The following is a 13729-nucleotide window of genomic DNA, read 5'->3' as shown; positions in this document are numbered from 1 at the left end:
GTCCGGCCCGGTCCGCCCACGGCCGCGCCGCGGGCGGACCGGGCCGGACTCCGGCTGCGTCTGGGCCGGATGCTCGCGTATGCCTCCAACGAGACCAGTCAGATTCTCCGCGACAAGGTCCGGCTGGCGTTCGCCTTCATCGGTTCGGCGGTGTTGATGCTCGTCTTCGGCTTCGGCATCACGACCGACGTCGAGAACATCCGCTATGCCGCGCTGGACATGGACCAGTCGCCCGAGAGCCGCGCGTACCTGGAACAGTTCAGCGCTGCGAAGCCCTACTTCGCCCCGACCCCGCCAGCCCCGTCCGCGGACGCGGCGCTCCGTCGGCTCCAGTCAGACGATGTCTCGGTGGTGCTGGAGATTCCGCCCCGCTTTGGTCTGAACCTCCGCCGGGGCTCCGGCCCCGAGGTGCTGGCGCAGGTGGACGGCGCCATGACCTTCCGTGGCGACACCGTCGAGCAATACGTCCAGGGGGTCCACAACCGGATGCTCCGGGATCCGGCGAGCGGCTTCCACTCCGCCAGCGCGCAGGAATCCAGGGCCAACATCGAAGAGCGCTACCTCTACAACCCCACCTTCAAGAGCATCTACTCCATCGTGCCGAGCGTCCCGGCGCTGCTGCTGCTGCTCATCCCAGCCATCCTCATGACGGTCAGCATCGTGCGTGAGAAGGAGCTGGGGTCCATCATCAACTTCTATGTCACGCCCACGGGGAGGCTGGAGTACCTGCTTGGAAAGCAGCTGCCCTACGTGGTCATCGGCATGGCCAACTTCTTCATCCTGACCGCGCTGGCGATTGTGGTCTTCGGCGTCCCCATCAAGGGCAGCTTCCTGACGTTGGTGGTCTGCGCGCTGTTCTACGTCATGGCGACGACAGGCATTGGGATGGTGACGTCCACCTTCACCGGCAGCCAGGTCGCGGCCGTCTTCGTCACGGCCATCCTGACCATCGTGCCGACCATCCAGTTCTCCGGCCTGTTGCAGCCGGTCTCCACGCTCCAGGGTGGGGCCAAGGTCGTCGGCTCCATCTGGCCGGCCACCTATTACATGCACGCCAGCCTGGGCGCCTTCACCAAGGGACTGGGCGCGGGCCTCATCATGAGGGACGTCGCCTTCCTGGCCGTGTGCGTCCCCCTCCTTCTGGCCATCAGCGTCCTCGGCCTGAGAAAGCAGGAGAAGTAGCAGTGAACTCGCTGCTGAACATCCTGTGGCTCGGGCTCAAGGAGATCCGCAGCCTGCTCAGCGACGCGGTGCTGGTCGTGTTCGTCGTCTATGCGTTCACCCTGGCCATCTACGTCCAGGCCACGGGGACCTCCAGCGAGGTGAACAACGCCTCGATTGCCTTCGTCGACGAGGACGGGTCCGCGTTGTCCAAGGAGCTGCTCAACGCGTTCTATCCGCCCCGCTTCAAGTCGCCGGAGGTCATCACCGAGGATGCCATCCAGCCGGACATGGACCGGGGCCGGTTCATGTTCGTCGTGGTGATTCCGCCGCGCTTCGAGCACGACCTGCGCGCGGGGCGCAATCCGGACGTCCAGCTGAACATCGACGCGACCGCCATGCAGCAGGCGGGCATCGGCTCCGGCTACATCAAGAACATCCTCAACGACCGCATCTCGTCCTTCCTCAAGCGCACGGAGCAGACGGGACCGAAGCCCGTCAACCTCATCGTCCGCAAGCTCTTCAACCCCAACGGGGTGTCGTCCTGGTTCAAGAGCGTAGTGGCCATCATCAATCAAATCACCCTGCTGACGGTCGTCCTCACGGGCGCGGCGGTCATCCGCGAACGCGAGCACGGAACGCTGGAGCACCTGCTGGTGATGCCGCTGACTTCGTTCGAGATCGCCATGGCGAAGGTCTGGGCCAACGGCCTGGTGATTCTCGTCGCGACCGGGGCTTCGCTGTTCCTGGTCGTGCACCTGGCGCTGAAGGTGCCGTTCGCCGGCTCGGTGGTGCTGTGGTTCGTCGGCGTCGTGCTCTACCTGTTCTTCGCCACGGCGCTCGGAATCTTCCTGGGGACCATCTCCCGCTCGATGGCGCAGTTCGCGCTGCTCATCATCCTGGTGGTCCTGGTGCTGATGCTGCTTTCCGGCGGGAGCACGCCCGTGGAGAGCCAGCCGAAGTGGCTGCAATACGTCACGTACCTCCTGCCTGCCCGGCACTTCGTCAGCTTCTCGCAGGTCATCATCTACCGCGGCGGAGGGCTGTGGGCCGTCTGGCGCCAGTTCCTGATGGTGAGCGCGGTGGGCGTGGGCTTCTTCGTCTACAGCCTGGCGCTGTTCCGGAAGTCCATCGCGGTGAGCAAGTAGGGCCATCGGAGAGATGGAAGACGGGCCCGGGGAGGCCCTATCCTCCGGGCGATGAGACTGCTCCCCCGACTCCACCTCTTCGAGTTCCTCGACCAGTCGTGGCTGCCCGCGCCGCTGCGCCGTGGCGAGGTCGACTACCTGCACGTCGTGCTCGACAAGACGCGCCCCTACGACTCCGTGGCCCCCCAGCTGGCGGATCTGCTGCGCATGTCCGGCACGAACCGCATCATCGACCTGTGCTCGGGAACGGGAGGACCCTGGCGCACCCTGCTCCCAGCGCTGCGCCGGGTGCACAGTGAGGCGGAGGTGGTCCTCACCGACCTCCACCCCACCCCGGTGCCGGAGCTGCCCGAGGGCGTGCGGTACCAAGACACTCCGGTCGACGTCATGCACATCCCGGAGGAGCTCACCGGGTTGCGCACCCTGTTCGAGGGATTGCACCACTTCCGCCCGAAGCAGGCGAAAGCCCTCCTCGCGGACGCCGCCACGCGCGGCGTTCCCATCGCGGCCTTCGAGCTCACACAGCGCTCGCTGCTGTACGTCCTCTTCCAAATCCTGCTCATCATCCCCCTGGTATGGGGCTTCACCCTGCTCATCCGGCCCAGGCAGTGGTGGCGGCTGGTCCTCACCTACCTGGTGCCCATCATCCCCCTGCTCATCCTCTGGGATGGCGTGGTGTCGTCGCTGCGGACCTACACACCGGAAGACCTCGAGGAGCTGACGGAGGGGCTCGATAACGACGGGTACAAGTGGCACCACGGCGTTCATCGGGTGAATGGAATGAGCATCACCTACCTCATCGGACTGCCTCGCCGCCGGCCGTGAGTCAGAACCCAGCCATGGACAATCAAAACAGGTAAAAACGTCAAAACACTCCTACCTCCTCCCGGTGCCCCTTGGAAGGCAAAGCTTCGCAACCCACCCTCCGTCCGCTGTGAACCGGAAGGAGAAGCAATGCATGCAAGGAATTGGTGTGCCCTGCTGTGGTTGGGTCTGGCAGGGGTGGGCTGTGGGGGAGTGCCGGAGGATGCGCTGTCGGGTGGGCCTTCGTCAGCGGAAGCCCTCCCCGTGGCCACGGTGGAGGACGACTCCCGCGAGGTGACCGCCCAGGCGTGCCCCCCTGGGGTGGCGGCCCGGGTGGCGGCCATCACGCCCCCGGGGTTCGCGGGCTTCATGGGGGAGCTCACGAACGTCCAGGGGACGCTCTACTTCGTCACCTCCGCCTTCGACACCGGTTCGTTCCTGTGGCGCAGCGACGGCACGGAGATGGGAACCGTCCCGCTGAAGGCGTTTCCGGGCCCCCCCGGCGTCTATCAGCCCCAGAGCCTCGTCGCGGTGGGCAACAAGCTCTTCTTCCAGACCCGCACCGACACCACCGGCATGGAGCTCTGGATCAGTGACGGAACGGCGGGTGGGACCCGGCTGGTCAAGGACATCACTCCCGGCTCGGAAGGCTCCGGGCTGACCAATGCCACGGAGCTCAATGGCCGCCTGGTGTTCTTCCGCTGGGTGCCGCTGCCGGGAGGTGGGGCCAGGCCGGAGCTGTGGCGGTCCGACGGAACGGCCGCCGGCACGCTGCGGGTGCGGAGCTTCACCAGCACCCTGGACCTGGGCAATGACACCTTGAAGGTCGGCAACGCGTTGCTCTTCGTGTTCTCCGAGGACACGGGCACCACGCTGTGGCGCACCGATGGCACGCTGGCCGGGACCACCTCCGTCAAGCGGCTGGACGCGGGGCCCACCTACCTCACGGACGTGAGCCGCCCGGGTGAGCAGCCGTTGTTCATCCTGGAGGACGGCCCCAACTTCGAGGTGTGGAAGACGAATGGCACCGCCGCGGGAACCATTCGCCTGGACGCCTTCGGAAAGCGGGTGAACCTGCTCGGGACGCTGGGCGCGAATGTCTATCTGACGTCCGTGGAGAATTCAGACCCGGCCCGGCTGCGCATTGATCGGCTCTCGTTGAACGGCGGTGGCAAGACGAAGGTCATCACACTGCCCAACCCTTACGCGCCCGGCGAACTCGCGTATCCCGTACTCCAGACGGCGGTGATCTCCGGCATCGACATCTACTTCACCATGGCCATCGAAGCCGACCACCCTGGGCCATTGGAGGTGTCGCTGTGGGCGACGAATGGGACAGCCGCGGGGACCCGCAAGCTCTTCGACAGCCCTGGTCCGGACTACGAGGACCGCTTTCCTGTGTTCGCCACCGGCACGGGCCAGGTCCTGTTCGGCGGCACGCCGGAGCAGAGCAGTCCCGCCTTCCCCTACTTCACCCGGGGCTCCGTGGCGACGCAGGGCCGGCTGGCGGACATCCACTCTCCGGACTCGTTCACTCGCGTGGGCAATCGCATCTTCTTCACCGCCGTCAACGGCGCCGACGAGGGCCAGCTGTGGTCCGTGCCGGCCACCTTCAGCTGCCCGCCAGGGCTGACCGGCCCGAGGGAGTAGGCAGGGACGACGCCGGGGCGCTGAGCCGCCCCGGCGTTGAGGTACACTCCGGCAATCACTCGCTGGACGGCCCCGTACAGCGGCTTCGCCTCGACGGCGGTCCGCCAGCTCGCGACCCGGTCTCGCGACACTCCTACCTCCTTGGGATGCCTCTTGGAACGCAAAGCCTCGCAACCCACCCTCCGCGCGTCGTGGACCGGGAGGTGTGGACATGCATGCAAGGAATTGGGGCACCCTGCTGTGGTTGTGTCTGGCAGGGGTGGGCTGTGGGGGATTGCAGGGAGATGAGCTGTCGGGTGGGCCTGGGCCTTCGCCAGCGGAGGCCCTCCCCGTGGCCACGGTGGAGGACGACTCCCGCGAGGTGACCGCCCAGGCGTGCCCTCCTGGGGTGGCGGCCCGGGTGGCGGCCATCACGCCCCCGGGTTCCGCGGGATTCATGGGGGAGCTCACGAACGTCCAGGGGACGCTCTACTTCGTCACCTCCTCCTTCGACACCGGTTCGTTCCTGTGGCGCAGCGACGGCACGGAGGCGGGAACCGTCCCGCTGAAGGCGTTTCCGGGGCCGCCGGGCGTCTATCAACCCCAGAACCTCGTCGCGGTGGGCAACACGCTCTTCTTCCAGACCCGCACCGACACCACCGGCATGGAGCTCTGGAGCAGTGACGGGACGGCGGGTGGGACCCAGCTGGTCAAGGACATCACGCCCGGATCGGAAGGCTCCGTGATGACCAACGCCACGGAGCTCAATGGCCGCCTGGTGTTCTTCCGCTGGGTGCCACTGCCGGGAGGAAGGGCCGGGCCGGAGCTGTGGCGGTCCGACGGAACGGCTGCCGGCACGCTGCGGGTGCGGAGCTTCACCAGCACCCCGGACCTGGGCAACGACACATTGAAGGTCGGCAACGCGTTGCTCTTCTTCATCTCCGAGGACACGGGCACCACGCTGTGGCGCACCGACGGCACGCGGGCCGGGACCACCTCCGTCAAGCGGCTGGACGCGGGGCCCACCTACCTCACGGACGTGAGCCGCCCGGGTGAGCCTCCGTTGTTCATCCTGGAGGACGGCCCCGACTTCGAGGTGTGGAAGACGAATGGCACCGCCGCGGGGACCGTTCGCCTGGAAGCCTTCGGCAGGCGGGTGAGCCTGCTCGGGACTCTGGGGGCGTATGTCTATCTGACGTCCGTGGACAATCCGGTGACGAAGCGGCTTCGCATCGACCGGCTCTCCCTGAGCGGCGGTGGCAAGACGGGGATCACCACCCTGCCCAACCCCTACGGTTCCGACGAGTACGCTTATCCCGCCGTGCGGACAGCCGTGGTCTCCGGCAGCGACATCTACTTCTTCATGAGCATTGGAAGCGACGCCCCCGTATCCAGGGACGTCTCGCTGTGGGCGACGAATGGAACGGCCGCGGGGACCCGCCAGCTCTTCGACAATCCCAATGTGGAGTACGGGTACCGCTACCCGCTGTTCGCCACCGGCAAGGGTCAGGTCCTGTTCGGCGGCGCGCCAGACCCCATCGGGCCCGTCTTCCCCTACTTCACCCGGGGCTCCGTGGCGACGCAGGGCCGGCTGGCGGACATCCACTTTCCGGGCTCGTTCACCCGCGTGGGCCATCGCATCTTCTTCACCGCCCTTGATGACGCCGAGGAGGGCCAGCTGTGGGCCGTGCCGGCCACCTTCAGCTGCCCGCCAGGGCTGACCGGCGCAGGGGAGTAGGCAGGGACGGCGCCGGGGCGCTGAGCCGCCCCGGCGTTGAGGTACACTCCGGCGCTCACGCGCTGGAATGCCATCCGACCTGCTCGAAATCTCCGACCTCATCGTCGACTACGACGTCGCGACGCTCCAGCCCAGGCCGGTGTCGCGCGAAGCCGTCGTGGCCCGGCTCATGGCGAACGGGCAGCGGTCCGCCGCGCGGTTCGTGCAGCGGCTTCCCTCGTCCAACGACACGCTCGACTTCGAGGCCTGCAGCCTGGCCCTCCTGCGCTCCCACATCGAGCTGCAGCGGCTGAGCGAGGAGTTCCTTCAGGCGGACCGCATCCGCTGCGTACTGCTGCCCCTGTTGCAGGCGCTGCGCGACTCCGGCGTGAAGCCTCCGCTGCGCATCGTCGATGTCGGCTGCGGGCTTGGCTACGCAGTCCGCTCGCTCGCGGCGCATGGGCGGCTGGGACGCGACGTCGAAATCATCGGCTGTGACATGAATGTGACGCTGATTGAGAACGCCCGGCGGCTCGCGGAAGAGGAATCCCTCTCATGCGAGCTCCGGGTCGCGAACGCGTTCCAGTTGGAGCAGCCCGGACACATCTTCATCTCCACGGGCGTCCTGCATCACTTTCGCGGGAACGACCTGAGCGCGTTCTTCGCCGGCCAGCGGCAGGGGCACGCCTTCGTGCACTACGACATCCAGCACTCGGTGCTCTCGCCCTGGGGCTCGTGGATGTTCCACCAGGCCCGCATGCGGGAGCCGCTCGCGCGCCACGATGGCGTGGTCTCCGCACGGCGCGCCCATCCCACGCAGACCCTGCTGTCGGCGGCCAGGGCTGCCACGGGGTTCACCTGCGCGTCCCTGGACGGGGCCCGGAACCTCCTCGGCGCCGTGCTCCGGCCCATGAGCGCCACGGTGGGAACGCGCGCGGACCTGTGGGAACCGCTCCAGCGCCACCTGGGCCCGCTGCGCTCACGGCTGGGTTCCACTTCATGAACGCCGTCCTGCCGGTGCTGCTCGCGCTGCTCGCCATCACCGACGCCGCGTTCTGCGGCTTCCGGGTGGCCGCGGGCCGCGATGCCCGCATCTTCAAGGCCGACTACTACCGGGCCGCCATCCGCCGGGGGATGGGGCGGGGACTCTTCACGACCGCGCTGGTGGGTGCTGGCATCGCCGGGGCCTGCCTGTTCTCACCGGGTCTGTTCCCCCAGCTGCTCGTCTGCGCGCAGGCGATCCTCTGGGTGCTCCTGCCGTACGCCACCCTGACGCTGATGGGCATGGGCGTCTGGGCCGCCGCGGAGGCCGACGTGCGGACGCTCGCGAGCGTGGTGGTCCTGGGGCCGTTCACGCTGATCCGCCCCTGGGTCATCGCCACGGCGGCCGTCGTCGGCGCGTGGAAGGCGCCGGGCTTCACCGCCGCGCTCGTCACGGTCGCGGCGTGCGGCGTCCAGCTCGCGCTCGAACCCTGGCTGAACGCAGGCATGCGGCCCCGGCTTCCTGTCGGTGGGTCCGGTGAGACCGTGAAACACAAAGCCACACGTGCTTCCTGACACTTCCGGTGGCCCTACCCTGCCCTGCCTTGCCCGCTCCTCCGTCCCTTTCTAGGATTCAGGGCTCCGCTGATCTTCCCCTCATCCCCTGGAGTCCTCACCATGCGGTACACGCGCAAGAACATCTCCGAGCTGCTCGACACCGTGCAGGGCAACCCCGACGTGACGGGCTTCTGGACGTCCACGGTCGGCGGCTACACGTACAACATCACCCCGTCGGCGGGCGGCTACATCTACCAGGACATCTACAACCCGAATCACCGGATGTGCGAGGACGGTGGCCAGGTCGTCATCGAGGACCGGTCCCAGGTGGGCTGCTACTAGCGCCCCGCTTCGCCGTCTCCCCACGCCACTCCCGGAGCACTCCCATGCGTTACACGTGCAAGAACGTCAGTGACCTGTTGAACGAGGTGCAGGGCAGCCCGGATGTCCAGGGCTTCGGCACCTCCACCTTCGCCGGCTCCACCTGGAACCTGGTTCCCTCCTTTGGCGGCGGCGCTGTCTGGCAGAACTACTGGACCTACCAGTGGACCTGCGAGGACGGCGGCACCGTCACCGCCGAGGACCGCTCCACGTTCGGCTGCTATTAGCCTGCGGCCCTCGCCTTCCCTTCCGCCGTTCCAACCCGCCACACGGAGGTCCCCGATGCGATTCACGCGCAAGGATGTCTCGGAGCTGCTGGAGCAGGTCAACGGAGGCCCGGACGTCCAGGGCTTCGCCACGTCGAACTTCTCCAGCACCACGTACACGCTCGTCGCCTCGGGACCGGGAACGGTCTGGCAGGACCTCTACAACTCGGCCCACCGGCTGTGTTCCGAGGACGGCGCGACGTCCCCCTCCGAGGACTGCGGCGGCGGCGCCTAGCCTCGCGGTCCGCTGTGCCTTCCCCGCTTCCCCCCGTCTCGCGGTCCCCTCATGAACACGCGCCTTACCCTGATCCTCAACACCCACATGCCGCAGGTGTTGGGCGAAGGGTCCCTCTTCGATGAGCCGGAGAACTGGCTCTTCGAAGCGCTGACGGAGACGTACATCCCGCTGTTCCGGATGTTGGAGCGCTGGGACGCCCAGCGCTTCGCCGGCACGCTGGTGATGTCCTTCACCCCGTGCCTCTTCGAGCAGCTCGTCGCCTGCGAGGAGCGCTACACCGGCTACCTCCAGCTGCTGAAGCGCATCGCCACGCGCGAGCTGGAGCGCACGTCGCGGTTGGAGCTCTACAACCGCTACGAGAAGTTCCCCCAATCCCTGTCGGACGAATCGCTCGCACGGGTCCACCGCACCGCGGGCATGTACCTGCGCCGCGTGGAGGACAGCCTCGCGTTCCTGCGCCAGCACAGCCTGCGGGACGTGTTCGCCTCGCTGGGACGCTCACGGGCGTCCAACGTGCAGCTGTGGACGTCCACGCCGCAGCACAACTTCCTGCCCTTCTTCCAGCCCGCCGTCGCGGACCGGCTGGTGGCGCGGGGCGTGGAGTCCTTCCAGGACCTCTTCGGCCGCGAGCCGGACGGCCTCTGGCTGCCCGAGTGCGCCTTCCAGCCGGGGCTGGAGCGCGTGCTCACGCGCCATGGCATCCGCCGCACCGCGCTCAGCCTGACGGGCATTGGCGCGTCCCAGGCCCAGGACCCCAGCGGCGTGTTCCGCCACGAGGACCTGGAGGTGATGGTCCACGACTACCGCATCGGGCTGTACCTGTGGAAGTCGCCCGAGTCCACGTTCCCCGCGCACCCGGTGTACCGCGAGTTCTTCCGGGACGTGGGCTTCGACGTGCGGCCTGAATACTTCGAGGAGATGGGCGTGCCCGTGCCCGCGAACAAGCGGGGGCACATGTGGACGGGCCTCAAGTACCAGGCGGTGACGGGGCAGAAGGTCGACCTGGGCCAGAAGGCGCTCTACGACGTGGACGCGGCCCGCACCCAGGTGAAGCAGCACGTGCGCGAGTTCTGGGAGCTGTTGGACTCGCGCCGCTCGCTCGTCCAGGACGGGCAGACGTTCGTGCTCGCGTTCGACACGGAGCTGTTCGGCCACTGGTGGCACGAAGGCATCGAGTGGCTGGAGGGCGTCATGCAGCCCGCCGCGCCCGTCGAAATCCAGGCCGCCACGCCGCCGCCCGCGCCGCCGTCGCTGCCCCGGCTCTACTATTCGACGTGGGGGCGCGACTTCTACAGCGAGCACTGGCTGACGCCGGGCAACGCGTGGATGTACGCGCTCATCAAGCTGGTGGAGGCGCAGCTGCCGGAGCCGGTGGACGCGGAGACGCGCGAGACGTGGCGCCGCTTCGAGGTCTTCAGCGGCAGCGACCTGCTCTTCATGATTCCGGATCCGACGCAGCGGGACCGGGCGAGGGCGCTGTTCCTCGCGCGCTACGCGGATGTCGTGTCGCGGCTGAAGGACTTCTCCTCCGAGCTGCTCACGTCCTTCCCGGTGGACCCCTTCAAGTGCGTGCTCATCCAGGTGAGCAAGGCCGACGAGAAGGAGCAGCCGCCATTCCTGCTGCGCCGGCTGTCTCTGGAGGGCGTGAACACCGGAGCGCGCCGGGAGCTGACGCTGGACGCTGAGGTGCTGGAGGTCGCGGGCCTGCGCGTCGCGTTCCAGTACTTCCTGCTGCACCCGCAGGGCCGCTACGCGCTGCGCGTGGAGGGCTCCGAGCGCGAGCACGTCTTCCAGATGCCGGACTACGGCGTGCCGCTGCTCATCGCGCCGGACACCCGCACCTATCCCAAGTACGACCCGGAGGTGCTGTACCAGAAGCTGGGTGAAATCTGGGAGGGCGACCAGCGGCTGCCCCTCAAGATGAACCCCACGCTGCGCAGCCGCCACATGTACACGCGCGCGCAGGTGATGGAGGTGCTCGCGGGCAAGCGGACCGCCGTCTTCAAATACAACAAAGAGGGCTACGCGCTCTTGCGCTTCCGCGACCGGAGCCCGGCCCCGGCGTGCGTCGTCTTCGACGACACGGTGACGCTCAGCGACGCGGGCACGTACATCCAGGCGGGTGAGCTGTCCGTGCCCGTGGTGAACGACCCGGCGGCCATCGCGAGCCATGACTTCAACGCGGTGGTCTTCACCTGCTCGCTCAACTTCGAGACGGAGGTCCCGCACGTCCGCGCGCTGCTGGAGGTGGCCACGCGCAGGCGGCTGCCGGTGGTGTCGCTGTACGACGACATCCTCTATTACGACCTCTTCGACGGGCTGGAGCCGGACCCCCACCTCTTCTTCCGCGTGGCGGTGCCGGAGCAGGACGCGCTCGCGAAGCCGGGCCCAGAGGACTACGGGCCGCGCAACCTGCTGGGCGTCTTCGGCACGGACACGGTGCAGGGCAAGTTCACCACGCAGGTCTACCTGCGCGAGGCGCTGGCGAAGCACGTGCGCGTGCGCCACCACGCCACCGAGCCCACGGGCATCCTGCTGGGCTCCGACACGGGCTACTCGCGCGTGCTGCGTGTGGAGCCCCCGCAGCGGCTGGCGTTCGAGCGGCGGATCATGCAGGAGCTGGCGAACGACTGCGACGTGGTCATCACCGGCGGGCAGAACGGCCTGCTCTACGTGCCGCAAGGCATGGACAAACGGGCCAACGCCTCCACGCTCATCTACGAGACGTTCCTGCCGCGACTGGTGGTGCTGACCGTGGCGGTGGATACGAAGCCGGAAGACGTCATCGCGACGCGCGAATATCTGGAGTCGCTGGCCCGCGAGCACAACGTGCCCTGCACGGTGGTGGGCCTGGCGATGATGGGCGGGCGCAAGCTTTTGGGCAGCCGCTGGACGGAGACGTGGTTCCTGGGCGTCCGGGACGAGGTGCTGGAGGAGGCGCGGCGGAAGATGGAGCAGCACACCGGCCTGCGCGTCCACGCCATTCCGGAGGAAGTGGACGCACTGGCGCGGAGCGTGCTCACGCACCTGTGATGGAAGCGGGCGGCGCGATGCAGGAAGAAGGGGCCCCCGGGCTGCGGCAGTCGGCGCGCTATCTCGCCGCGCTGCTGCGGCTCCTGCGTCCCGCGTGGGGCTCGCTCTTGAGGAGCGCGCTCCTGGGCCCGGTCATCACCGGGCTCTTGCTCATTCCGCCCTTCCTCACGCGGCTGTTGTTCGACCACGTGTCGTCCCCTCGGGACCTGGGGCTTCTGCACGTGCTGGTGCTGAGCATCCTCGCCGCGTCGGTGGCGGCGGCGCTCGTGGAGTCACTGTTCGGCTACTACTCCGCGTACCTCACGGTGAAGCTGGAGAGCTCCGCCACGCTCTATCTCTTCAACCACCTGCAGCACCTGCCGGACCGCTTCTTCTCCCGGCGTCAGGTGGGTGAGCTCACCAGCCGCTTCGACGACGCGAAGGCGGGCATGGCCCTGGTGCTGGGGTTGATCCGGCTCGTCTTCTCGCAGCTCACCTTCCTGGTCGTCATCCCCTTCACCCTGGCGTCGCTGCACTGGGAGCTGGCGCTGGCGGCCGTGGCCACGCTGCCCTTCGTGGTGGCGGTGCCGCTCGTCATCGGCCGCGCCATGGGGATGGCCTGGCAGGAGGTGATGGGCGTGCACGGCGCCCTCCAGGCGCTCCAGGTGGAGACGCTGCGGCAGAGCCGCACGACGAAGGTGCTGGCGCTGGAGCCGTTCATCTACCAGCGCGCGGCGGGGCTGATGCGGTCCGTGCTGCGGGCGCACCTGCGGGCCCACGGAGTGGAGGGGCTGATGCGGCTGTTCGAGCGCACGGTGGAGGCCGCGCAGACGGCGCTGTTCACCTGGCTGGGCTGGCGGCTCATCATCCAGGGGAAGCTGACGCTGGGCGGCTTCGTGGCCTTCGTGGCGTATGCCGCGTACCTGCGCGGGCCGGTCATCGAGGCCATCGGCTTCGTCACCGGCCTGCAGCAGCGAGGGGTCCACCTGCGCCGCTTCTTCGAGTACCTGCACGAGGCGCCGGAGCAGGACCCGGCCCGCTCGCTGACGCCGCCGGCTCCGCTGACCCAGCGGCTCTCTGGCGGGGTGGAGCTGGAGGACGTGTCCTTCGGCTACCTGCCCGGGCAGGACGTGCTGCGCGAGGTGAGCGCGCGCATCCGGCCTGGCGCGGTGGTGACCATCGTTGGCTCCAGCGGCTCCGGGAAGACGACGCTCGCGAGGATGCTGACGCGGCTGGAGGAGCCGGGCCGGGGGCGCGTGCTGTTCGACGGGAAGGACGCGCGGACGCTGGAGCTGTCCGACCTGCGCCGGCAGCTCGCGGTGGTGTGGCAGGACGTGGAGCTGTACCACGGCACCGTGCGCGACAACCTCACCCTGGGGCTCCCCGCCGTGAGCGAGGAGGACCTGCGGCAGGCCGTGCGGCTGTGCGCGCTGGAGTCCGTCCTCGCCGCGCTGCCGCAGGGCTTCGACACGCCGGTGGCCGAGGCGGGCGCGAGCCTCTCTGGCGGACAGCGGCAGCGGCTGGCGCTGGCCCGGGCGGTCTTGCGCGACGCGCCCGTGCTGTTGTTGGACGAAGCCACTTCGCAGCTCGACGTGGAGACGGAGTCCGCCATCGTGCGGGCGCTGCTCGCGCGGGCCCGGGAGCGCGGACAGACGGTGGTGTTCATCACGCACCGGCTGGCCAACGCGCCCCTGGCCGACGAGGTGTGGATGCTCGCGGGAGGCCGGCTGGTGGGACAGGGGCCGCACACGGAGCTGCTCGCACGCTGCGCGCCGTATCAGCGGCTGTTCCGTGCGGGCATGGGCGAGGCGGACGCCGCCTGACGCGGCGGAAA

The 13729-nt window shown here is 68.4% G+C and carries 12 protein-coding genes; all 12 read left to right on the top strand.

All coding sequences use genetic code 11. The features are described 5' to 3' along the window. Nucleotides 1-1182: ABC transporter permease (locus tag D7Y15_RS09875; RefSeq protein WP_148712734.1), on the top strand; the 1182-nt coding region annotated here is incomplete at its 5' end. A gap of 2 nt (nt 1183-1184) precedes the next feature. Then, entirely contained in the window at nt 1185-2309 is a 1125-nt protein-coding gene (locus D7Y15_RS09870; protein WP_120576784.1) for an ABC transporter permease, read from the top strand. Between the two features lie 51 nt (nt 2310-2360). Further along, nucleotides 2361-3134 carry a hypothetical protein gene (locus tag D7Y15_RS09865; protein WP_121752389.1) on the top strand — a complete coding sequence of 258 codons (774 nt, stop codon included), beginning with the start codon at nt 2361-2363 and terminating at the stop codon, nt 3132-3134. A gap of 129 nt (nt 3135-3263) precedes the next feature. After that, nucleotides 3264-4763, top strand: a complete 1500-nt coding sequence (locus tag D7Y15_RS09860; protein WP_121752388.1) for a hypothetical protein — start codon at nt 3264-3266, stop codon at nt 4761-4763. A gap of 211 nt (nt 4764-4974) precedes the next feature. After that, nucleotides 4975-6480: a hypothetical protein gene (locus tag D7Y15_RS09855; RefSeq protein WP_120576781.1), complete on the top strand. Its 1506-nt coding sequence runs from the start codon at nt 4975-4977 to the stop codon at nt 6478-6480. A gap of 67 nt (nt 6481-6547) precedes the next feature. Continuing rightward, nucleotides 6548-7462 (top strand): class I SAM-dependent methyltransferase, encoded by a 915-nt coding sequence (locus tag D7Y15_RS09850; protein ID WP_121752387.1) that lies wholly within the window; start codon nt 6548-6550, stop codon nt 7460-7462. After that, entirely contained in the window at nt 7459-8016 is a 558-nt protein-coding gene (locus D7Y15_RS09845; RefSeq protein WP_121752386.1) for a hypothetical protein, read from the top strand. The genes D7Y15_RS09850 and D7Y15_RS09845 overlap by 4 nt, the downstream gene beginning before the upstream one ends. A gap of 102 nt (nt 8017-8118) precedes the next feature. After that, nucleotides 8119-8340, top strand: coding sequence for a hypothetical protein (locus D7Y15_RS09840; RefSeq protein ID WP_120566677.1), 222 nt, complete (start codon nt 8119-8121; stop codon nt 8338-8340). Between the two features lie 44 nt (nt 8341-8384). Then, nucleotides 8385-8606, top strand: coding sequence for a hypothetical protein (locus D7Y15_RS09835; RefSeq protein WP_120576778.1), 222 nt, complete (start codon nt 8385-8387; stop codon nt 8604-8606). 55 nt (nt 8607-8661) lie between these two features. After that, complete coding sequence (locus D7Y15_RS09830) at nt 8662-8880, top strand: hypothetical protein (RefSeq protein ID WP_014394285.1); 219 nt, start codon at nt 8662-8664, stop codon at nt 8878-8880. 51 nt (nt 8881-8931) lie between these two features. After that, nucleotides 8932-11916, top strand: a complete 2985-nt coding sequence (locus D7Y15_RS09825) for a DUF1611 domain-containing protein (RefSeq protein WP_121752385.1) — start codon at nt 8932-8934, stop codon at nt 11914-11916. Between the two features lie 17 nt (nt 11917-11933). Beyond that, entirely contained in the window at nt 11934-13718 is a 1785-nt protein-coding gene (locus D7Y15_RS09820; protein WP_158624400.1) for a peptidase domain-containing ABC transporter, read from the top strand. Nucleotides 13719-13729 lie beyond the last annotated feature (11 nt).

The organism is Corallococcus sp. AB030, assembly GCF_003668965.1.
GTDB classification, from domain to species: domain Bacteria; phylum Myxococcota; class Myxococcia; order Myxococcales; family Myxococcaceae; genus Corallococcus; species Corallococcus exiguus.
The sequence above is the reverse complement of the archived record's forward strand: the minus strand, read 5'-3'. Positions and strand labels throughout refer to the sequence as shown.